Raw genomic sequence first — 20,470 nt, 5'->3', positions numbered from 1 at the left:
GGGGTCTGCATGATCTGGTTGAATTATCGTCCGGCGCTGGTGATGTTCACAGCCCTTGTTGTGAGCGGCTGGAGCAGTGGCATGGCCTCGGCACAAACTCAAGGCGCCGCTGGGGGCGCGGAAAAAAAGCCGCCCGCCCAGGCCATGCAACACAATCGCGGCCCCAAGAGACTGGCCTTGTCCAACGCGGATGGGGCGGTAGTCACGCTCTGGAAACCCGATCTCGGTAAACGTGAGCTCGAGCCCAAGATGGGCATGATTACCCTGCCGCCCACCGGCGTGGACAATTATCACGCCATTGTGGTGGAACGTGATTGGGGCGATTCGGTTGATGCCATCGTTCGCTATGAGTATATGCGAGGTAAGCCCAGTGGCGAGAGTCCGCGCAAATTAACTTCGGCGGTTAAGACGCCGGTCGAGGTAGTGCCGGATCCGCTGCCGAGGGAGCACCATCGTTATTACTCCAGGGCCGAGGCGGCATTTATTCTGCGTTATAGAGACCAGGTGCTGGCCAATCACCCGGTGGTATTACAGACCAGTAATGGCAGTTCCGTGAATGGGGTATCGGATAGCGAGGGACGGGTGGTGTTCCAGATACCGGATGATTTTTCCGACGTCGTGCCGGGTGAAAGGGATCAACGCGGAGCGGAGCTCAGTGTCAGTACGGAGTACCAGGCTGAGGGTGTCCAGTATAACAGTGTCTTGACTGCGGAATATCGGGTGTCTCCTGAGCACTGGCAATCAAAACCCTGGGGCGTCGCGGTTGCTGGTATCGGGTTTGTGTTCGGTGGTTTTTTAACCCGCCGTATAGCGCGCCATAAAAAAGGGGGAGCGAAATGAACCCGATAAAAAACCTCTCTGTTATTCGTAAACTGGTTCAACTGGGGGCCTTTTTGCTGCTGGTCTACGGCAGTGCCCTGGGCAGTTTTTATCTGGCCGACAAGATCACTGGTGCGCTGCCGGCATTGAGTTGTGCCTATGACATGAATGGCTCGGATCTCTGTGCGTTGATCCCGTTTCAACACCAGATGGACCACCGTTTGGGTCCGGTAATTAACCAGGGCGGCGATATACTGATGGGGTTGATGCCGACGCTGATTACCCTGGGTACATTCCTGATATTTTTTGTGGTTCTGAACAAGGCGTTCTGTGGCTGGATTTGCCCCTTGGGTACATTCCAGGAGTTGGTGCAGATCCTGGGGCAGAAGCTGGGGTTGCAACGAACAGAATCGGTAGACCCGGGCGTGGTACAGAAGACACGGCCAGTGAAGTGGGCGATTCTTGCGCTGCTGGTGTTCGGCTTTCCGTTAATGACCGGGTTGGGTTATCTCAATCATGATCTGGGCGATCCGTTCTGCAAGATCTGTCCCAGCCGGATTCTCACCACCCTGGCCAATGGCGACGCCAGCCAGCTGGTGGTCGATTCCGCGAGCACAACAACCATCGTGCTTACCCTGATCGCGGATTTTCTGTTTGGTCTGATGATTGCGCTGGCACTGACAGTCCGTCAACCGTTCTGCCGCATCTGTCCCATGTTGGCACTGCATGCCGTGTTCCGGAAAGTGGGGTTGTTGCGGCTGGTCAAGGAGGCCTCGCCACGTTGCGGAAAATGCGGACTCTGTGCCAAAGCGTGTCCGATGGATATCAAGGAGATCCATACGGAGATGGTCAAGAAGGATGTCACATTTGAGGATTGCACACTGTGTGGTCGTTGCGTGGAGTTTTGTCCCGACAAGGATGTGCTGAAGCTGAAATATGCCATGTTTCCGGTCTTCAAGGCCGATCCGCAATATTTCAAGGTACGTAAAAAGGCACAGAGCGTGTGGGAAAAGCGCACCTTGCGTTCGCTGTTTTCAAAAACAAAACAACGCGGGGTGACCGAACCATGATGCCGCTTGAGCCGGTTGTACTCAGCTTCAGCGCCGTGCTTTTGCTTGGTCTGGGTTTTGGCTCCGGCCCCTGTAATATTGCCTGCCTTCCTTACCTGGGGCCGGTATTCACAGCTACCGGCGACGGCATCCGCAGCGCCTGGCGAATTCTGCTGCCCTTTTCCGCCGGCCGCCTTACGGGTTATGCCTTGCTGGGTGCCTTTTCCGGTTTTCTTGGACTGATTGTGCAGGACTGGATCGCCGCGCCCTGGGTGCGCTGGGTGCTGGGCGGGGCCACCATTACGGTGGCGCTTTCGTTGATCTGGCGGCGGCATAAACGTCAATTGAGTTGTAACTCAAGGCATGGAGGTGCTGACCCGGTGGAAGTTTCCCCGCCTGTTTCGGGCAGGTCGGAACCAGCGTTACCGAGTGGGTTGTTTTTAATGGGTGCCGGCATGGCGCTTAATCCCTGCGCGCCACTCACTACCGTTATTTTGGCGTCGGCAACCACCGGTAGCGCAGCCGCTGGCATGATGCTTGGGGCTGGCTTTGGTATCGGTGCGGTATTGATACCAACACTGGTCTTTTCATTGGGTGTTGCCCATTTCGGGCAACAGCTAAAACAACATTTGAGCCGCTGGGGTAACTCTTTGGAAAACGCCAGCGTCGGACTGCTGCTCATTATGGGCCTGGGGACAGCAATGGGATGGATAGCACCATGAGTATGGCTGAATTACTAACCAAGGGTGGACCCGTTGTCTGGTTGCTGGTCTGCTATTCTGCAATCGGTCTGGCCATTGTATTGGAACGATCGCTGCTGTTTTTGCGACAACGCAGACTCCCCCGGGCGTTGCAGGAAAATCTGAGATGCCTGCTCGATCAGCCGGAGAAGCTAGATAACTCGGATGCGAAGCCAGGCCCCGAGTACCGGATTGTGCAAGCGATCACGAATGCGGATGCAGGTGAAGTGGAAGATCTGCGCAGCGTAGGTAATCGTGTGCGAAGTGACGAACTACAGCGCATGGAGTATGGGCTTCGTACCCTGGGTATTCTGGGTAATACCGCACCGCTGCTCGGCCTGCTGGGTACCATTACCGGCATGATCAAGGCGTTCATGGTCATCGAGCAGGCGGGGGGTAAAGTGGATGCCCAGGCACTCGCCGGTGGCATCTGGGAAGCGATGATTACCACGGGCGTAGGGTTGGCTGTCGCCATTCCGTTGTTGATTTTGCTGCATTTCCTTGAGGGTGCGGTGGAACGGCGTAATCAATCAATGGAAACAACTATCGCCCTGTTGCTGGAGCGCAGGGGAAAGGCGCAGGCCTATCATGCCCCGTCGGAACAGCCGCATCATTGGGAAGGGATAACGGATGGCGTCTGAACCCAGACGACACTCCAATGTGGTGCTCAACCTGACACCGCTGATCGATATCGTCTTTCTATTGTTGGTGTTCTTTATGTTGACCGCCCACTTCATCGAGGAGGAGCGGATTGATATCCAATTGCCAAAAGCCAGCAGCAGTGAGCCGCTGGAGGACAGCAAATATGTAACGGTGACACTGACGCCAGATGGACAATTGCTGGTGGATGGAAGCGTTACGGAGTTGACTGATTTGACGGAAGTGCTGCGGGGCGCGCTGCATTCACCCGGAAAGAGTTTTGTCCGCTTAAAGGGTGATCAACAGGCAGATTTCGGTAAAGCGGTGCAGGTTATTGATGCGGCCCGTCTGGCAGGTGCCGAAGCTCTGGATATTCAAACCGAGAAGCCGTGACTGCGCGGGATATCAACTGGCGGCTGTTCGCCATTTTCTGTTCTATTGTCATCCATGTCCTGGTCATAGTGGATATATGGCAGAGCCGGGTTATCAGTGCGCCTGAAAAAATTGCTCAAGCTGATCCAACGCCCGTTCGGATAAGCTTTCCTTCTCCAAAACCCGTGGTGAAACAGGTAGAGCCAGAACCCGAACCCGAACCCGAACTGGAACCCGAGCCGGAGCCCGAGCCGGAGCCCGAGCCGGAGCCCAAGCCGGAGCCCAAGCCCAAGCCCAAGCCCAAGCCCAAGCCCAAGCCCAAGCCCAAGCCCAAGCCCAAGCCCAAGCCCAAGCCCAAGCCGGAACCGGTTCCGAAGCAGGAGGAGGTGGTTGATCGTGCGCCGGTTGTTGAGCAGAAAATGCCGGATCTGCCAGAGACGGATCAGCCAGTGGTGACTCAACAGCCAACTCTGTCCGAGTTAAAGGATCTCTATATTGCACAGTTGTTGCGACATATCGAACAATACAAACATTATCCGATACCGGCCAGGCGACGGGGTATTGAGGGATTGGTGCAGGTGAGTTTCACACTCTCGGAAAATGGCCGCATACAGGATCTGCAGGTTAAGGGGGGGCATAATTTGCTCAACAAGGCGACCCAGCGCGCGATGCAAAAAGCCTTGCCCCTGCCGGCGTCACCTGACTCCATCAGTTTGCCGATCCGGTTGAGTTTCAACCTGAAATATTCCCTCTCAATGTAGTGAAAACATCCCGCTGACGACGCAAAAATAGAGTCGGGAAAAAGACGCGATAGCGTTGATCAGGTTATCCAGGTGATAAAGATGTCAATCATGAGACAAATAACGCGTTACAGTTTGCTGATTTTCTGCCTCGCACTGCTATCTGATGCATGTGCGGAAGAGCAGCCACTCTATGATCTGCAGGGCAATCAACGGTCGCTGGCGGAGTTTCAGGGAAAATGGCGGCTGGTCAATTACTGGGCCACCTGGTGTACACCTTGCCTGGAAGAGATACCGGAACTTGTCCAGTTTCATGCGCGGCATAAAGATAAGGATGCCGTAGTGATCGGTATCAATATGGAACAACTGGATGCGGAGGCCTTAACCATCTTTATGGACGAGCTTTCCATCAATTATCCTGTCTGGGTTGCCTCCCCTTCACAGCAGACTGCGCTGGGCCCGCTCTCCGGATTGCCAACCTCCTTCCTGGTTTCACCCCAGGGAGAAGTGGTTGCAAGGCAGGTGGGCGTGGTGTCCGCCCACATGATCGAGCGGTTTATTGCGCGTCAGACAGAGTCTGCCGAAATCGCTACCCAACAAAAATAGACCATTGGTTTAAGAGGTGCTGCGCTGTGTCACCACGATCGCAATACCGCCGAGAATGGCCGCCGAAGCGATCAGTAATCGCAGGGTGATTGCCTCGGACAATAGCAATACGCCGCCGAAGGCCGCGATGACGGGTACCGAGAGTTGCACGGTTGCCGCACTGGTTGCCTTCAGTTCACGCAGGGCTGCATACCAGACGACATAGCCAAGCCCCGAGGCAATAGCACCCGAGATGATGGCAATCGCCAATCCCCGGGTACTAAAGTGCAAGTTGTCTATAAACATAATACTCAACAGCAGCCCCAGCGGTACCGCAAGCAGAAAGTTGTGGGCCGTGGACTGCAAGGGGTTGGATACACCGCGACCTCGCAATGAGTAGACGCCCCAACTGATGCCCGCGATTACCATAAGGATAGTGCCGATCGGTTCAGGGGCGGTAACCCCGGGTGACACCAGGTAAACCAGCCCTGTCAGGGCCACTGTCAGACCGAGCCAGGAGAGACCGGAGAATGGCTCACCGCTGCGTAGTCCGAAAAAAAACATGGTTAGTTGTACCGCGCCGAACAGGATCAGTGCGCCCGTACCCGCGCTGAGTGTGATATAGGCAAAGGAGAAGGTGGCCGCGTATATAAACAGCATGAGTGCTGCCAGCCAGTCGCTTTTAAGTGGTTGACTCTGGGTGGTGCTGGGCAGATGCATGATCAGCCAAAGCATCAACGCGCCTGAGGTCAGGCGCACCATGGTGAAACTGGCTGCGTCAATGGCCTGTTCTCCCAGGGCCAGTCGGCACAGCAGCGAGTTGGCGGCAAACGCCGTCATGGTCAGTGCGGTAAGCGACAAGGTTTTTATATCAACAGCGTGGGACATCCGGATTCCGTTATTTATTGGCGAAGACTTGTCGATCGGGTTCAGGCTGTCGGCGTGGCCGCGACTGCCGACTGTTAATATCTGGTAACTGGCGAGTCTTTAGGATAGATCAGACGGATGGTTGTTGGTAGTAAAGTGGGTGTGCTTGGTGATGGCGGGTGCTTGTCTGTCCGGAGTGAGTATGTCGTACGCGATTGGACCGGGTCTATCGTCTCGCTGATGGCCCGGTCGTTTCTGGCGTTGTATCGCGTGGAATTGTCTGTGTGGCGATGCTGTAGCGGCGATGAAAAATGCGGGATCGAACGGATTATCGGCAAATACTCCAGGTCATGGTGGGTACCTGATTGTGACAAGGGTCTCTATGGTTCAATGGTTAATGGGGATAATATTAAGAGTGTTCCGTTACTTTGATCTGGGATCCTGAGAATACTATGAAATTACAATACCTGATTTTCTCCATCGCCCTGGTTGCCGTTGAAGCAACCGCGGACAGTTCAACCCTGGACGCCGCGATTGGTGGTGGTCTTGGCGGTGCTGCTGGCGCCGCAATTGGCAACGAGGTCGGTGGTCGTGACGGTGCGATTATCGGGGGTGCACTCGGTGCGGCAGTCGGAACAGCGGTTAACACCGAGGAAGAGTCCGGTCGCTCTTCCCCGCCTCCCGCAGTACGATATGAGAGCAGTGCGCCGCGAGGCGGGCATCCTGGCGCGTACCACTGCCCACCTGGCCAGAGGAAAAAAGGGCGTTGCTGATTAGTCCGGGGATCCCGGTTTTCTGCGGTGCTATGAGTTTGTGTTCAGGGTTTTGGTGAAAAATTCAGCGGCTATGCTCGATCTGTTTTTTTGCTTCGACAGGTTGCGATAGCTGTACCGCGCTTTTGAATTGACCCAATAGCAAACGCTCATTGTGCCAAAGGTGCGCCAATGAGGAACTTCTGGTGCTCGGAGTGTTGGTAAGTCTTTGAAAAGATGGCGCGCCCGACAGGATTCGAACCTGTGACCCCTGCCTTCGGAGGGCAGTACTCTATCCAGCTGAGCTACGGGCGCTTGAGATTCCTTCCCACCGTTTTTTCGCTGCGGTGGGCGAAGAGGGCGTATCTTACCCTGAGGTACCCGGCACGTCTATCCCATCTCCCCCGTTTCCGGGCGGTGATACCGGGTTGACAGTCGATCTTTATTACGGTTGTCGTTATACTGCGCCCTGTTAAATCCGGGGCGGGCCAATGTATGGCGTCAGACGCCCATCCATATGATCCCGATGTATGAGGAGTTAGATTGTGAGCCCTAAAGCTGTTTCCCATATGAAAAGTATGACTATGGCGGGTATTGCCGTCCTGGTTATGAGTACCCCGCTGATGGCGCAGGATCGAACCGAGGTGATCGAGCGTATCAAGCCGGTCGGCCAAGTCGCGGTAGAGGGGCAGGTTCAGTCCGCAGCCACATCCACTGCGGCCGCAACCCCGACCGCGGCAGCGCCAGCCGCACCGGCCGATCCGGCTGAGGCACTCTATACGGCCAAGGGCTGTACCGCCTGTCACGGCGCCCAGGGCAAGGCGCCCATTATGTCCACCTATCCGAAGGTAGCCGCCCTGCCTGAACAGTACATCCTGAATCAATTGAAAGACATCAAGAGCGGCGCCCGCAGCAACGGCCAGAGCGCGGTCATGAAAGGGATTATGGCGGCCGTGTCCGAAGAGGATATGAAAGTGCTGGCGGCCTGGCTGAGCGGTCTGCCCCGGGGTGAGGCTGCTCCTGCCGCCGCAGCGGCTCCGGCAGCACAAGCTACCGCGGCACCAGCCCCGGCAGCCGCAGCACCGGCTCCATCCGCTGACCCAGGTGCGGCGTTGTATGCAGCCAAGGGTTGTGCCGCTTGCCATGGGGCAGACGGCAAGACCCCCATCATGTCCACCTATCCCAAGGTGGCTGCGCTTCCCGAACAGTACATTTTCAACCAGATGAAAGATATCAAGAGCGGTGCCCGCAATAATGGGCAGACTGCGGCGATGAAGGGAATTATGGCGTCCGTTTCCGAAGAGGATATGAAGGCGATCTCCGGCTGGTTGAGTCAGCAGCCGCGCTAAACAACCAGGCCGATGGCAGGTAAAAGGGCATGCCATGGCATGCCCTTTTTAGTTTGATGGCGCGCTTCGTTTATCCCATGGACCTGTCTATTTACCCAGCAGGGAGCGCAGGTTGGCCAGATGGGCATTGCCCCGTTCCTGTTTCTCCTCTTTGGACAGGCTGTCACCCTGCCGGCCCTCCCATTTCAGGTCAGCCTCCGGCAGTTCACTCAGGAAGCGACTCGGCTCACAGGCGATTATCTCCCCGAAGCGTTTGCGTTTCTCGGCAAAACTGATAGTGAGTGTGCGCTGGGCCCGGGTGATGCCCACGTAGGCGAGACGCCGCTCTTCCTCGATATTGTCCTCTTCGATGCTGCTCTTGTGGGGCAACAGCTCCTCCTCCATGCCCACCAGGAAGACATGGGGAAACTCCAGTCCCTTGGAGGCGTGCAGGGTCATCAGGTGTACCTGGTCGTTGCCGCTGTCGTCGTCCTGCCGTTCCAGGATATCCTGCAGGGCGAGGTGATTCACCATCTCGGTCAAGCTTTCGCCCACCCGGTCACCCTTGTGCAGCTGATCCAGCCACTGCACCAGCTCCAGCACATTCTCCCAGCGTCGCTCAGCCACCTTGTCGCTGGAGGCCTTTTCGTACAGCCAATCCTCATACTGCAGTTCCCTGAGCATGTCGCGCACGGTCTCTACCGGGTGGTCCTGCTCTGCCCTCTGCTGGAAGCGTCGGACCCAACCGGCAAATTCGCGCAGGCGTTCCAGCGGCCGGGCCGAGAGGTGCTGCTCCAGGCCCAGTTCGTCGCAGGCGGCCAGCAGGCCCGCGTCCCGCTCGGTGGCGTAGTTGCCGAGCCGTTCCAGGGTACTGGCACCGATCTCGCGACGTGGGGTGTTGACGATGCGCAGGAAGGCGGCGTCATCATCCGGGTTGGCCAGCAGGCGCAGGTAGGCCATCACATCCTTGATCTCGGCACGGCTGAAGAAGGAGGTGCCGCCGCTCAGGAAGTAGGGGATGTTGTGCTGGCGCAGGGCGGACTCGAACAGCTTGGCCTGGTGATTGCCGCGATACAGGATGGCGTAATCGCCGTGGGCGGCGCCGGAGGTGAATTTGTGGTGAATGATCTCGGAGACCACTTTTTCCGCTTCATTCAGTTCGTTTTTGCAACTCATGACGCGGATCGGTTCACCGGGGCCCAGGTCACACCAGAGGCGTTTTTCAAACACATGGGGATTGTTGGCGATCAGGGTGTTGGCCGCCCTGAGAATGCGCCCCGAGGAGCGGTAGTTCTGCTCCAGCTTGACCACCTTGAGGCGCGGGAAATCCTCCTTCAGGCGAATCAGGTTCTCCGGCCGGGCGCCGCGCCAGGCGTAGATCGACTGGTCATCATCGCCCACCACGGTGAGGGATTGGCGCACGCCGACCAGTTGCCGGACCAGCTCATACTGGCTCAGATTGGTGTCCTGGTACTCGTCCACCAGCAGGTGGCGGATGCGGTTCTGCCACTGCTCCAGGCTCTCCGGGGACTCGCGAAACAGCCGTACCGGCAGCAGGATCAGGTCGTCGAAATCGACCGCGTTGAAGGCGCGCAGGGAGCGCTGGTAGTGGGCATAGAGCAGGGCCGAGCGTTGGTCCAGCTCGCTCTCGGCCCGGCTCAGTGCCTGTTCCGGGCTGAGCATGTCGTTCTTCCATTCGGAGATGCGCCACTGGTAGCTGGAGGCGACCTCGTCATCTCCCTTGCCCTTGCGCAAGAGCTCCTTGAGCAGACTCTCCGCATCCTGCGCGTCAAAAATAGTGAAGCCGGATTTCAATCCCAGCAGTTTGTGTTCGCGGCGGATGATGTTGAGCCCAAGGGTATGGAAGGTGGAGATGCTCAGTCCCTTGCTGTTTTTGCCTTTCAGTAGCGCCGCCACCCGTTCCTTCATCTCCCGTGCCGCCTTGTTGGTGAAGGTGACGGCGGTGATGTGGCGCGGCTGCATGCCGATAGTCTCGATCAGGTAGGCGATCTTGCGGGTGATCACGCGTGTCTTGCCCGAGCCCGCGCCGGCCAGCACCAGCAGCGGGGTGTCGATGTGTCGTGCAGCCTCTAGCTGGCTGGGATTCAGGTCAGACATCTCTTTGGACAGAAAACAGGATAGAATCTAATGGTTCGTGTGGAAGTGCTGGCGGGTCACTGCCGGTATTATGCGGAAAAGATGAGGGATAGACCAGATGGCGAAGAACAAAGATTACTCTGAGCGGCCGCAACAGAGCCAACTCTCCCGGGAGTCCTGGAAGGTATTCCAGATCATGGCCGAGTTTGTCGAGGGTTTTGAACAGCTTTCAGGTATCTGGCCGGCGGTCAGTATCTTTGGTTCGGCGCGGGCCGGGAGGGAGAGCCCGGATTATCTGAAAGCGGAGCAGATTGCCTATCTGCTGTCAGAGAGCGGCTTCGCGGTGGTCAGCGGTGGCGGTCCCGGTATTATGGAAGCGGCGAACAAGGGCGGGCATCGGGGACGGGCGCCCAGTGTGGGGCTCAACATTGAGCTGCCGAAGGAGCAGCAGCCCAATCCCTATCAGGATATCTCCCTGCACTTCAAACATTTTTTCTCCCGCAAGGTAATGTTCGTGAAATACGCCTCGGCCTATGTGGTGATGCCGGGTGGTTTCGGTACCCTGGATGAGTTTGCCGAGATCCTGACCCTGATACAGACCGGCAAGACCCGGCGCATCCCCATCATTCTGGTAAACGCCGGGTTCTGGAGCGGACTGCTCGACTGGATGCGCAATACCATGTGTGCTACCGGCACCATATCCGCCAGCGACCTGGAACTGGTGCAGCTTTGCGAAGAGCCCCAGGAGGTGGTGGATGCCATTTTCGCCCATTATGAATCGCGCGGTTTTGAACCCTCATTTTCCGAGCAGGAAATCCTTCTGGAACTGTAATATGATTCCGCTTCCGGCGTTTACCCGTCAGGTCCGGGCGCGGTTCAGAAAAAACACCCAGGGCCGCTAAAATTACCATTAGGGTAACGTCATATTAACGGCTGCCGCCTATCCTTTTGCCGGGTTTGAGCGGATGTTAATGGTTGGTGTTTGAACCCCTGTCTCAGAAACCATGGGCGTTGTCTGATACCTAATATGATCAGGTAGCCCGGAAAAAGGAAACGAGAAGAAGATGAAAAAAACATTACTGGCCACGCTGCTTCTGCTGGTGGCGCCACACATGCTCCTGGCGCAGGAGTCCGCCGCACAGCCCGAGCCTCCGGATCTGCCGCCCAAGGTGGAGAGCGGCGAGGTGCTGGAGCCGGAGGTGACCATTATCGAGAGCGAGAAGGGCACTACCGAGGAGTACCGTATCAACGGCCGGCTCTATATGGTGAAGATCACCCCGATCGCCGGCCCGGCCTACTATCTGCTGGACAATAACGGCGATGGCGTGCTGGATGTGCGTGAAGAGGCGCGCCCGGGGAAAATCTCCATTCCCCAGTGGGTACTGTTCAGTTGGTAACTACTCACTGCCTGTATTGTCTTGATCCAGCCGAATCTGCCTGCCGGGTTGTCATCAAACTGTAATGTTGTGACGGTGTAATATTCGCTTCACACAACCCGCGGTTGGCAATCAGAGAAGGCAGAGTGACGCGTATGGCGACAAAGATCCTGGTCGTTGAAGATGAATCCGCAGTACGGGACATGATCCAGTTCGTACTTGAGCAGTCCGGTTACGATGTGATCGGCGCGGAGAGCGTGGACAAGGCGAAGGAGCGCATGGCCGATGCGCCACCGGATCTGATCCTGATGGATTGGATGTTGCCGGGGGTCAGCGGGGTGGAATATACCCGTGAACTGAAGCAGGACCCGGTGACGCGCGATATCCCGATTATCATGCTTACCGCTCGTGGCGAAGAGGATGACAAGGTACGCGGGCTGGAGTGCGGTGCCGAGGATTATGTCACCAAGCCGTTCTCGCCCAAGGAGCTGGCGGCGCGCATCAAGGTGATCCTGCGTCGGGTTGCTCCCCACGCCACCGAGGAGGCGGTTCAGGCAGGTGACCTGCGGCTTGATCCGGTCTCCTATCGCGTCACCATGGGCGACCGGCCGATCGAGCTGGGTCCGACCGAGTTCAAGCTGCTGCACTTTTTCATGACCCACCGGGAGAAGGTCTACAGCCGCTCCCGTCTGCTGGACAAGGTGTGGGGCACCAATGTTTACATTGAAGAGCGCACGGTGGATGTGCACATCCGACGCCTGCGTCAGGCCCTCGAACCCTTTGACATGGATGGTCTGATCCAGACGGTTCGTGGCGCAGGCTATCGATTCTCGGAGCAGGTTACAGCTCGATGAGCCTGGAGCAGGCGTGGCGGAGTGAACTGGTCGGTACCGGTTTCTTCGCCCTGCCGCTGATTCTGCTTGGTCTGGGCACCGGCTACCTGATCCCTCTCCTGTGGGGCGGCCTGACGCTCTACCTTGGTTGGCATCTCTACCAGCTCTACCGCTTCACCCGCTGGCTCGGCAAACCCAAACGTCATCCGCGCCCCCATCTGTTCGGTATCTGGCGCCCCCTCATGCAGCGGGTGGACGAACTCTCCGGCCGTGGGCGGAAACGCAAGCGCAAGCTCAGTCGCATGCTCAGTGGCTTTCTTGAATCCACCGGGGCGCTGCCGGATGCCACGCTGGTGCTGAATGACGAGGGCCGGCTGGACTGGTGGAACAGTGTGGCCGCGGAGTTTCTCGGCCTCGATCGCAAGCGGGACAAGGGCGCACTGATTGATGATCTGATCTCTGATCCGGTGTTCCTGAACTATCTGCATGCCGGCCACTATGGCCGGTCGCTGCAGATGCCGGCGCCGGTGAATGCCAATATCAGTCTTGAGGTGCGGGTGGTTCCTTATGGCAAAGGTAAGCGCTTACTTCAGGCGCGGGACATTACCCGTTTGCATCAACTGGAGATCGTGCGGCGCGATTTCGTGGCCAACGTCTCGCATGAGATACGTACCCCCCTGACCGTGGTGCACGGTTATGTGGAGACCATGCTGGAGAGCAGCGAGGCGTTTCTGGGACCCTGGAAGCGAATCCTCGGCCAGATGCAGGTGCAGACACTGCGCATGCAGCGGATCGTAGACGATCTGCTGCTGCTCTCCCGCCTGGAGACGCGGCGCAATAATGAGGGGCAGGGGGTAGTTGGAGTCTACTCACTGTTACGCGGAATCGTGGAAGGGGCGCGCCAATTGAGTGGCGACAGCGGACATCAAGTCAGCTTGGAAGCGGATGAACGGTTGCGTCTGGTGGGTAACAGCCACGAGCTGGAGAGTGCCTTTGCCAATCTCGTCTATAACGCGGTCCGCTACACCCCGGCGGGCGGGGAGATTCGTATTCGCTGGTGGCTGTCGGGCAGTGGTCCCTGTTTCTCCGTGACCGATAGTGGTATCGGGATTGCACCGGAGCACATTCCCCGGCTGACCGAGCGCTTCTACCGGGTGGATGTCGGCCGCTCCCGGGAGAGCGGCGGTACCGGTCTCGGTTTGGCGATCGTCAAGCATGTGCTGACGCGGCACGATGGGAAATTGGTTGTGGAGAGTGAGCCGGGCAACGGGAGCGTCTTCACCTGCTGTTTTCCACATGCCCGGGTGGCTTCGTGAAGTTTGCGGTTCCATAGGGCGGGCCATGCCCGCCGATTAACACAGCGATCCGTGCCAACCACTCTTTCCGCCGGTCCGGTGCGCTGTCACGAATCTGTAACACTAAACCAAGACTCCTGTAACAAAACATCCCGATAATTTTCTCCAGGTTGAATATAGCAATTACTCAATGACCTGGAGGTCTCAGTGATCAACAATCGTCTTATCCTGGCTGCCGCACTGACCGCTGCCGCCGCATCAAGCGTTCAAGCCGCTTCGCGCGACTACATCTCCGTGGTCGGTTCTTCCACGGTTTACCCGTTCGCCACCGTGGTGGCCGAAACCTTCGGCAAGACCACTGCGTTCAAAACCCCGAAGATCGAATCCACCGGTTCCGGCGGCGGCCTGAAGTTGTTCTGTGCCGGAGTGGGTGTTGAGCATCCGGATATTACCAATGCGTCACGTCGCATCAAAAGTTCCGAGGTTGAGCGTTGCGCCAGCAACGGCGTAAATGACATTGTTGAAGTAAAGATCGGCTATGACGGTATCGTGATTGCCAATGCCAAGTCCGCACCGCAGTTTAACCTGACCCGTCGTGACCTGTTTCTGGCGTTGGCCAAGAAGGTGCCGAATGTCAACGGTGGCGGCGAGCTGATCGATAACCCCTACAAGACCTGGCAGGATGTCAATGCCAGTCTGCCGGCGACCGCGATCGAGGTGCTGGGTCCGCCGCCCACCTCCGGCACCCGTGACGCCTTTGTGGAACTGGCCATGGAAGGCGGCTGCAAGACCTTCGACTTCATCAAGGCGATGAAGAAACAGGACAAGAAGACGTACAAGGGGATCTGTCACAGCATCCGCGAAGATGGCGCCTTCATCGAGGCGGGTGAGAATGACAACCTGATTGTGCAGAAACTGGAGAGTAACCCTGCGGCATTGGGTATTTTTGGTTTCAGTTTCCTCGACCAGAACGCCGACAAGGTGCAGGGCTCCATTGTCGACAATGTGGCACCCACCTTTGAAGCGATTGCCGATGGCAGCTATCCGGTCTCGCGTCCGCTCTACTTCTATGTGAAGAAGGCGCACGTTGGCAAGATCCCGGGCATCCAGGAGTTTCTGGCCGAGTTCACCAGTGACAAGGCCTGGGGTGAAGAGGGTTACCTGGTGGACAAGGGCATGATCCCGATGCCTAACCAGGAGCGCAGCCAGTTTGCAGCCGATGTCAAGGGGCTGAATATTCTCAGGTTGGCCAAGTAAATTTATCTCTTATGCAAAGTGCTGTTCCGGTCGGGAATAGCCTGTCGCGACAAAGCCCTCTTCCGGGAATCGGCAGAGGGTGTTGTCGTGCATAAGCCAGGAAGTAGCTGTTGCTGAAGTACTATGTCTAACACCCTACTCATTTTGATATTGCTTGGCCTGATGGTGCTCGCCTATTGGCTGGGCGTGCGCCGCTCCCGGCGACTGGTTGCGGGTTCCGGTGGCGTGCGCGCCCTTCACTCACTGCCTGCCTATTACGGTTTCTTCACCGCGCTCTGGTGCGGGCTGCCGGCGCTGCTGGTGCTGTTTCTATGGGTTTCGCTGCAGCCCGGGGTGATCCGGGACCTGGTGATCTCGGATCTGCCGGAAATGGAGCGTGCATTGCCGCCGGCACAGCTGGGCCTGGTCATAAACGATATCCAGAATCTTGCCCAGGGCAATATCGTTTCCGCTGAGGTGAACCCGGCCATGGAGCAGGCGGCGGCGCATTATCAGCGCCTGCAGCAGACGGGTTACGCCGCATCCGTGGTCGTGGTACTGAGCCTGGCGCTGGCCGGCCTGTCCCTGGGGTGGCGCCTGATCACACCCAAATTCAGGGCGCGCAATCGGGTGGAATCGGTGGTCAAGTGGCTACTGGTGGGCTGCTCCACCATCGCCATCTTCACCACGTTGGGTATTGTACTGTCGGTACTGTTCGAGGCGATCCGGTTCTTTGAGACGGTGCCCATCACGGAGTTTCTGTTCGGCCTGGAGTGGAGCCCGCAGATGGCCATCCGCGAGGATCAGGTCGGCTCTTCGGGTGCCTTTGGCGTGATCCCGCTGTTTGCCGGTACCTTGCTGATCGCCCTGATTGCCATGCTGGTGGCGGTACCGATCGGACTGATGTCCGCCATCTATCTTTCCGAATATGCCGGAGCGCATTTCCGTGCCTGGGCCAAGCCGCTACTGGAGATCCTGGCGGGTATTCCGACGGTGGTGTACGGCTTTTTTGCCGCACTCACCGTGGCCCCATTCATCCGCAACAACGGCGCGCCGCTGGGGCTTGATGTCTCTTCCGAGAGCGCCCTCGCGGCCGGTTTGGTGATGGGGATTATGATTATTCCGTTCATCTCTTCCCTGTCCGATGATGTGATTAATGCGGTACCCCAGACCATGCGCGACGCCTCCCTGGGAATTGGTGCCACCCATTCTGAAACCGTGCGCAAGGTGATCCTGCCTGCCGCGTTGCCGGGTATTGTCGGCGGCATTCTGCTGGCGGTCTCCCGGGCCATCGGAGAGACCATGATCGTGGTAATGGCGGCGGGTCTGTCGGCTAATCTGACGGCCAATCCGTTGCAGAGCGTGACCACGGTAACGGTGCAGATCGTCACCCTGCTGGTGGGGGATCAGGAGTTTGACAGTCCCAAGACGCTGGCGGCATTCGCCCTGGGTCTGCTGCTGTTTCTGATCACCCTGGTTCTCAACGTGGTCGCCCTGCATGTGGTGAGAAGGTATCGGGAAGCCTATGAATAAGCCGGCAGTTGAACAGATGCGAACCATTGACCGGGTCAATGCCACTCTCAAGCAGCGCTATAACCGGGAGTGCCGTTTCCGCCGGTTTGGTCTCGGCGCGGTTTTGCTGGGCCTGCTGTTTGTCGGTCTGATGTTCCTGAACATCATCGGCAACGGTTACAGCGCTTTTCAGCAGACCCGTATTCTGCTGGAGATCGACTACCGTGCGGAGGTGATTGATCCAACCGGGGCGCGCGATCCCGCGACCCTCTCATCGGCAGATTACGCCGCCCTGGTCAAGTCTTCGCTGCGGGCGCTTTTCCCTGCCGTGCAGGGGCGCGGGGAGAAGCGCGAACTCTATGGCATGCTCAGCAGTGGAGCCTTTCTGGAGTTGCGCCGGCGGGTCATGGCGGATCCCGGCCTGATCGGTACCCGCGAGCAGCTCTGGCTGCCGGTGGATGATGATATCGACATGCTGGTGAAGGGATATATCGATCGCCGACTGCCGGAGTCGGAGAGGCGTCTCGATAATCGCGTGGTGGCTTGGGTCGAACAGCTGGAATCGACCGGGGCGATAGAAAAACAGTTCAATCTGACCTTCCTTACCGGTGGCGACTCACGCGAGCCGGAACTGGCCGGCATTGGTGGTGCCGTGATGGGCTCACTCTATACCCTGATTGTCACCTTGCTGTTGTCATTCCCGATCGGAGTGGCGGCGGCGGTCTATCTGGAGGAGTTCGCCCCGCGCAACCGCTGGACCGACCTGGTGGAGGTCAATATCAACAACCTGGCGGCGGTGCCCTCCATCGTGTTTGGTCTGCTGGGGTTGGCGGTCTTCATCAACTTTTTCGGGCTGCCCCGGTCGGCGCCACTGGTGGGCGGCATGGTGCTGACCCTGATGACTCTGCCGACCATCATCATCGCCAGCCGGGCGGCTTTGAAGTCGGTGCCGCCGTCAATACGTGAAGCCGCGCTGGGTGTCGGTGCGTCGCGCATGCAGACGGTGTTTCACCATGTGCTGCCGCTGGCCATGCCCGGCATGCTGACGGGCACCATCATCGGTATGGCTCAGGCGCTGGGCGAGACCGCGCCGCTGCTGATGATCGGCATGGTCGCCTTCATCGTGGATATTCCCGGCGGTGCACTCGATCCCTCCACGGTGTTGCCGGTACAGATCTTTCTCTGGGCCGACAGTCCGGAGCGGGCCTTCATGGAGAAGACCTCGGCGGCCATCATGGTGCTGCTGGGCTTCCTGATACTGATGAACGTGATCGCGGTTATCTTGCGCAAGCGGTTTGAGCGTCGCTGGTAACTGATTTTAGTGAACAAGTTAAGACGGTTAAAAAACAGAGTAGATAACTGAATGCAGAACAGGAGCGACGAAATGTTAAGTGTAACGCCAGACTCCATGGGTACGGTCACCGCACCGGCGGGCGTCATTGCCGCGGGCTTCAGCCCGGTCGCGGATGACTCACGGGCGATCAATGGCACGGTGGGTGATATCACCGCCATCGACCCGCGCATGACCGCCCGCCATGTCAATGTCTATTACGGTGACAAGCTGGCGATCAACAACGTCAGCCTGGATATCGGCAAAAACGAAGTGATCGCCATGATCGGTCCGTCCGGCTGCGGCAAGTCCACCTTTCTGCGCTGCCTGAACCGGATGAACGACACGATCGATATCTGCCGGGTAGAGGGTGAGATCCGCCTGGATGATCAGGATATCTATGACAGTGGCCTGGATGTGGTGCCGCTGCGCGCCCAGGTGGGCATGGTGTTTCAAAAGCCCAATCCGTTTCCCAAATCGATCTATGACAACGTGGCCTACGGTCCGCGCATTCACGGTCTGACCGGCAGCAAAAGCGAGCTGGATGAGATTGTCGAGCAGTCGCTGTTGAAGGCCGGCCTGTGGGACGAGGTAAAGGATCGCCTGGATGAGGTGGGTACCGGTCTCTCGGGTGGCCAGCAGCAGCGCCTCTGTATCGCGCGCACCATTGCGGTTGCCCCCGAAGTGATTCTGATGGATGAACCCTGTTCCGCGCTCGATCCGATCGCCACCGCCCGGGTCGAAGAGCTGATTGATGAGCTGCGTGAACAGTACACCATCGCCATTGTTACCCACTCCATGCAGCAGGCGGCACGGGTCTCCCAGCGCACCGCCTACTTCCATCTCGGCGAGTTGGTCGAAGTGGGAAAGACGGATGATATTTTCACCAATCCCCGTCATCGCCTGACGGAGGACTACATCACCGGAAGGTTCGGATAAGGTATGAATGAGATGACCGACGGCCATATCGTCAGCAGCTACAACAAGGACCTGAATCACCTTCATCAGCTGGTGATCCAGATTAAGGACCTGGCCTGTAGACAGGTAAGGGAAGCGGCCCGGTCGCTGGAGGATGAGGATGTCGAATTGGCCCGGGCCGTGATTGTCAGTGATCGGGAGATCGACGCGCTGGATATCAAGGCGGACGAGGAGATTATCCGCCTGATAGCCAAGCGTCAACCGGTGGCGCGTGATCTGCGAGAGATTATGACCGTGGCAAAGATAGTCGGTGACCTGGAGCGGATAGGTGATCAGGCACGGCGATTGGCGCGTCTGACCATTCGTTTTTATGATGGGGATGTTATTCCACCCAATCGCCATCTGCTGGATGATCTGAACAAAATGGCCGATTTCGTCAACCGGATGGTTGAGGATTCGGTCAATGCCTTTGACGATCTGGATCTGAATCGGGCGATGGACGTGATCCGGCGCGACAGTATTGTGTCGGATGATTTCCGCTCCGCACTGCGTCGTCTCTCCACCTTTATCATGGAGGACTCCCGCAGTGTCGGACATATGGTGGATGTGGTGCTGGGATTGCGTGCGCTTGAGCGTATTGGAGGACATGCCAAAAACATCAGTCGCTATGTAGTCTTTCTGGTGAAAGGGAAAGATGTCCGGCACAAGGATCTCGACGCGGTTGAGGCAGAGATTATTTCCACCCTGAAATAGCCTGAAGTTCGGGGCCATTACCGTTCCATTCCGCTCTCTCTGGCGGGGATATCAGTTTTTGCTGGTATACCGGTTCAATGCCGTTACACTTGTATGACAGATATCCAGTCAAGCCGGAGGAGAGCCCGTGAACAGCGCAATACGTATCCATCAATATGGCGGGCCGGAGGTCCTGACCCTGGAGACCGTGACGGCTGGTGGTCCGGCGGCGGGGGAAGTCAGGCTCCGGCACAGCGCCATTGGCCTGAATTTTATTGATGTCTATCAGCGCACCGGGCTCTATCCGCTGGGTGCTTTTCCCCAGACCCTGGGTATGGAGGCGGCCGGTGTCATTGAGGCGGTCGGGCCGAATGTCGAAGGATTTTCCACCGGTGACCGAGTGGCCTACGCCATGGACCTGGGCGCTTACTGCAACGAACGAACGATAAGTGTCGACAAGCTGGTTAAACTGCCAGATGGCATTGAGGACCAGACCGCCGCGGCCATGATGCTGCAGGGGATGACAGCGCGCTATCTGCTCAAGAGCTCCTACCCGGTGCAGGCCGGCGACACCATTCTGGTAATGGCGGCGGCGGGTGGTGTTGGTACGCTGCTCAGTCAGTGGGCCAATCATCTGGGTGTCACGGTGATCGGCTGTGTCGGTAGTCCGGAGAAAGCCCGCTTGGCGCAGGAGCACGGTTGCCATCACACCATCCTCTATAAAGATGAGGACGTGGCCGCCCGGGTGCGGGACATTACCGGTGGCGCGGGTGTGGCGGCCGTCTATGACTCAATCGGTAAGGCGACACTGACGGCTTCCCTCGATTCACTGCGCCCCACCGGCACCCTGGTTAGCTTCGGCAATGCCTCCGGCCCGATCAGCGATTTCAATATCGGATTGCTGGCACAGAAAGGCTCGCTCTATATTCAGCGGCCGACCCTGGCCACCTATATCCGCAGTCGCGAACTGCTGGATCAGTGTGCCGGTGACCTGTTCGATGCGGTGCAGTCCGGGGCGGTCAAGGTCAGAATCGGTCAGACCTACCCGCTGGCCGATGTGGCGCAGGCGCACCGTGACCTGGAGGCGCGGAAAACCACCGGCGCGACGGTGTTGTTGCCGTAGCCGTTTCTACGCAACGCGAACCCATGCCTTACGATTTTAGGCCCGTAGCCCGTAGGTTGGGGTGAGCCCGCGAACCCCAACATGTGGCGTCAAACGGTACCCTCATTCGTTGGGGTTCGCTCCGCTC

General features: G+C 57.9%; 21 protein-coding genes and 1 tRNA gene. 19 read left to right on the top strand and 3 right to left on the bottom strand.

Annotation, left to right across the window (positions count from 1 at the left end; translation table 11 throughout):
- Positions 1–9 precede the first annotated feature (9 nt).
- The 7 genes from A3GO_RS0109160 (at position 10) to A3GO_RS23295 (ending at position 4,965) form a co-directional block, all read left to right on the top strand.
- Positions 10–840: a hypothetical protein gene (locus tag A3GO_RS0109160; RefSeq protein ID WP_029133142.1), complete on the top strand. Its 831-nt coding sequence runs from the start codon at positions 10–12 to the stop codon at positions 838–840.
- Positions 837–1,889, top strand: coding sequence for a 4Fe-4S binding protein (locus A3GO_RS0109155; RefSeq protein WP_029133141.1), 1,053 nt, complete (start codon positions 837–839; stop codon positions 1,887–1,889). Before A3GO_RS0109160 ends, A3GO_RS0109155 begins: the two co-directional genes overlap by 4 nt.
- On the top strand, positions 1,886–2,590 hold the full coding sequence (locus A3GO_RS0109150) for a sulfite exporter TauE/SafE family protein (protein ID WP_029133140.1): 705 nt from the start codon (positions 1,886–1,888) through the stop codon (positions 2,588–2,590). Before A3GO_RS0109155 ends, A3GO_RS0109150 begins: the two co-directional genes overlap by 4 nt.
- Positions 2,587–3,249, top strand: a complete 663-nt coding sequence (locus A3GO_RS23305; RefSeq protein WP_245621699.1) for a MotA/TolQ/ExbB proton channel family protein — start codon at positions 2,587–2,589, stop codon at positions 3,247–3,249. The genes A3GO_RS0109150 and A3GO_RS23305 overlap by 4 nt, the downstream gene beginning before the upstream one ends.
- A 19-nt stretch (positions 3,250–3,268) precedes the next feature.
- The gene (locus tag A3GO_RS0109140; RefSeq protein WP_169720393.1) at positions 3,269–3,640 is read left to right on the top strand and encodes an ExbD/TolR family protein; all 372 of its coding nucleotides are present in this window, start codon (positions 3,269–3,271) and stop codon (positions 3,638–3,640) included.
- Complete coding sequence (locus A3GO_RS23300) at positions 3,637–4,380, top strand: energy transducer TonB (RefSeq protein ID WP_051302055.1); 744 nt, start codon at positions 3,637–3,639, stop codon at positions 4,378–4,380. Before A3GO_RS0109140 ends, A3GO_RS23300 begins: the two co-directional genes overlap by 4 nt.
- 90 nt (positions 4,381–4,470) lie before the next feature.
- Positions 4,471–4,965 carry a TlpA family protein disulfide reductase gene (locus tag A3GO_RS23295; RefSeq protein ID WP_169720392.1) on the top strand — a complete coding sequence of 165 codons (495 nt, stop codon included), beginning with the start codon at positions 4,471–4,473 and terminating at the stop codon, positions 4,963–4,965.
- A 9-nt stretch (positions 4,966–4,974) separates the two neighbouring features.
- On the opposite strand, the gene A3GO_RS0109125 is transcribed toward A3GO_RS23295, so the two are convergent.
- The gene (locus A3GO_RS0109125; protein WP_029133138.1) at positions 4,975–5,832 is read right to left on the bottom strand and encodes a DMT family transporter; all 858 of its coding nucleotides are present in this window, start codon (positions 5,830–5,832) and stop codon (positions 4,975–4,977) included.
- A 431-nt stretch (positions 5,833–6,263) separates the two neighbouring features.
- Between A3GO_RS0109125 and A3GO_RS25725 the strand changes: the two genes are divergently transcribed.
- Complete coding sequence (locus tag A3GO_RS25725; RefSeq protein ID WP_037375020.1) at positions 6,264–6,584, top strand: glycine zipper domain-containing protein; 321 nt, start codon at positions 6,264–6,266, stop codon at positions 6,582–6,584.
- A 217-nt stretch (positions 6,585–6,801) separates the two neighbouring features.
- On the opposite strand, the gene A3GO_RS0109120 is transcribed toward A3GO_RS25725, so the two are convergent.
- Positions 6,802–6,878 (bottom strand) — tRNA-Arg (locus A3GO_RS0109120).
- Between the two features lie 254 nt (positions 6,879–7,132).
- On the opposite strand from A3GO_RS0109120, the gene A3GO_RS26555 reads away from it, so the two are divergent.
- Positions 7,133–7,912, top strand: a complete 780-nt coding sequence (locus A3GO_RS26555; RefSeq protein ID WP_169720391.1) for a c-type cytochrome — start codon at positions 7,133–7,135, stop codon at positions 7,910–7,912.
- 87 nt (positions 7,913–7,999) lie between these two features.
- On the opposite strand, the gene rep is transcribed toward A3GO_RS26555, so the two are convergent.
- Positions 8,000–10,009, bottom strand: a complete 2,010-nt coding sequence (gene rep / locus A3GO_RS0109105) for a DNA helicase Rep (RefSeq protein ID WP_029133137.1) — start codon at positions 10,007–10,009, stop codon at positions 8,000–8,002.
- Between the two features lie 97 nt (positions 10,010–10,106).
- Here rep and A3GO_RS0109100 point away from each other — a divergent pair, with 97 nt between their 5' ends.
- The 10 genes from A3GO_RS0109100 to A3GO_RS0109055 all read left to right on the top strand — a co-directional run bounded on the left by A3GO_RS0109100 (position 10,107) and on the right by A3GO_RS0109055 (position 20,343).
- Entirely contained in the window at positions 10,107–10,820 is a 714-nt protein-coding gene (locus A3GO_RS0109100) for an LOG family protein (protein WP_037375019.1), read from the top strand.
- Positions 10,821–11,052: 232 nt separating this feature from the next.
- Positions 11,053–11,385, top strand: coding sequence for a DUF2782 domain-containing protein (locus A3GO_RS0109095; RefSeq protein WP_029133135.1), 333 nt, complete (start codon positions 11,053–11,055; stop codon positions 11,383–11,385).
- A gap of 134 nt (positions 11,386–11,519) precedes the next feature.
- Complete coding sequence (gene phoB / locus A3GO_RS0109090) at positions 11,520–12,218, top strand: phosphate regulon transcriptional regulator PhoB (RefSeq protein WP_029133134.1); 699 nt, start codon at positions 11,520–11,522, stop codon at positions 12,216–12,218.
- Complete coding sequence (gene phoR / locus A3GO_RS0109085; protein WP_051302051.1) at positions 12,215–13,513, top strand: phosphate regulon sensor histidine kinase PhoR; 1,299 nt, start codon at positions 12,215–12,217, stop codon at positions 13,511–13,513. The genes phoB and phoR overlap by 4 nt, the downstream gene beginning before the upstream one ends.
- 189 nt (positions 13,514–13,702) lie before the next feature.
- Positions 13,703–14,749, top strand: a complete 1,047-nt coding sequence (locus A3GO_RS0109080) for a PstS family phosphate ABC transporter substrate-binding protein (RefSeq protein ID WP_335340029.1) — start codon at positions 13,703–13,705, stop codon at positions 14,747–14,749.
- 123 nt (positions 14,750–14,872) lie between these two features.
- Positions 14,873–16,261 (top strand): phosphate ABC transporter permease subunit PstC, encoded by a 1,389-nt coding sequence (gene pstC / locus A3GO_RS0109075; protein WP_029133131.1) that lies wholly within the window; start codon positions 14,873–14,875, stop codon positions 16,259–16,261.
- Complete coding sequence (gene pstA, locus A3GO_RS0109070) at positions 16,254–17,552, top strand: phosphate ABC transporter permease PstA (protein ID WP_029133130.1); 1,299 nt, start codon at positions 16,254–16,256, stop codon at positions 17,550–17,552. Before pstC ends, pstA begins: the two co-directional genes overlap by 8 nt.
- A 96-nt stretch (positions 17,553–17,648) precedes the next feature.
- Positions 17,649–18,509, top strand: coding sequence for a phosphate ABC transporter ATP-binding protein PstB (gene pstB / locus A3GO_RS0109065; protein WP_051302047.1), 861 nt, complete (start codon positions 17,649–17,651; stop codon positions 18,507–18,509).
- A gap of 3 nt (positions 18,510–18,512) precedes the next feature.
- Entirely contained in the window at positions 18,513–19,241 is a 729-nt protein-coding gene (gene phoU, locus A3GO_RS0109060; protein ID WP_029133128.1) for a phosphate signaling complex protein PhoU, read from the top strand.
- A 127-nt stretch (positions 19,242–19,368) separates the two neighbouring features.
- The gene (locus tag A3GO_RS0109055; protein ID WP_029133127.1) at positions 19,369–20,343 is read left to right on the top strand and encodes a quinone oxidoreductase family protein; all 975 of its coding nucleotides are present in this window, start codon (positions 19,369–19,371) and stop codon (positions 20,341–20,343) included.
- Positions 20,344–20,470 lie beyond the last annotated feature (127 nt).

Source organism: Sedimenticola selenatireducens DSM 17993, from assembly GCF_000428045.1.
GTDB classification, from domain to species: domain Bacteria; phylum Pseudomonadota; class Gammaproteobacteria; order Chromatiales; family Chromatiaceae; genus Sedimenticola; species Sedimenticola selenatireducens.
Note: the sequence above shows the minus strand (reverse complement) of the source record. Positions and strands in the feature narration are given on the sequence as shown.

Excerpts from the sequence above, each read along its gene's own strand:
- A3GO_RS0109095 (WP_029133135.1), top strand. The coding sequence starts at position 11,053 with ATGAAAAAAACATTACTGGCCACGCTGCTTCTGCTGGTGGCGCCACAC.
- A3GO_RS0109100 (WP_037375019.1), top strand. The coding sequence starts at position 10,107 with ATGGCGAAGAACAAAGATTACTCTGAGCGGCCGCAACAGAGCCAACTC.
- A3GO_RS0109150 (WP_029133140.1), top strand. The coding sequence starts at position 1,886 with ATGATGCCGCTTGAGCCGGTTGTACTCAGCTTCAGCGCCGTGCTTTTG.
- rep (WP_029133137.1), bottom strand. The coding sequence starts at position 10,009 with ATGTCTGACCTGAATCCCAGCCAGCTAGAGGCTGCACGACACATCGAC.
- A3GO_RS0109155 (WP_029133141.1), top strand. The coding sequence starts at position 837 with ATGAACCCGATAAAAAACCTCTCTGTTATTCGTAAACTGGTTCAACTG.
- pstC (WP_029133131.1), top strand. The coding sequence starts at position 14,873 with ATGTCTAACACCCTACTCATTTTGATATTGCTTGGCCTGATGGTGCTC.
- phoU (WP_029133128.1), top strand. The coding sequence starts at position 18,513 with ATGAATGAGATGACCGACGGCCATATCGTCAGCAGCTACAACAAGGAC.
- A3GO_RS0109160 (WP_029133142.1), top strand. The coding sequence starts at position 10 with ATGATCTGGTTGAATTATCGTCCGGCGCTGGTGATGTTCACAGCCCTT.
- A3GO_RS23305 (WP_245621699.1), top strand. The coding sequence starts at position 2,587 with ATGAGTATGGCTGAATTACTAACCAAGGGTGGACCCGTTGTCTGGTTG.
- pstA (WP_029133130.1), top strand. The coding sequence starts at position 16,254 with ATGAATAAGCCGGCAGTTGAACAGATGCGAACCATTGACCGGGTCAAT.
- A3GO_RS0109125 (WP_029133138.1), bottom strand. The coding sequence starts at position 5,832 with ATGTCCCACGCTGTTGATATAAAAACCTTGTCGCTTACCGCACTGACC.
- phoB (WP_029133134.1), top strand. The coding sequence starts at position 11,520 with ATGGCGACAAAGATCCTGGTCGTTGAAGATGAATCCGCAGTACGGGAC.
- A3GO_RS26555 (WP_169720391.1), top strand. The coding sequence starts at position 7,133 with ATGAAAAGTATGACTATGGCGGGTATTGCCGTCCTGGTTATGAGTACC.
- A3GO_RS23295 (WP_169720392.1), top strand. The coding sequence starts at position 4,471 with ATGAGACAAATAACGCGTTACAGTTTGCTGATTTTCTGCCTCGCACTG.
- phoR (WP_051302051.1), top strand. The coding sequence starts at position 12,215 with ATGAGCCTGGAGCAGGCGTGGCGGAGTGAACTGGTCGGTACCGGTTTC.
- pstB (WP_051302047.1), top strand. The coding sequence starts at position 17,649 with ATGGGTACGGTCACCGCACCGGCGGGCGTCATTGCCGCGGGCTTCAGC.
- A3GO_RS25725 (WP_037375020.1), top strand. The coding sequence starts at position 6,264 with ATGAAATTACAATACCTGATTTTCTCCATCGCCCTGGTTGCCGTTGAA.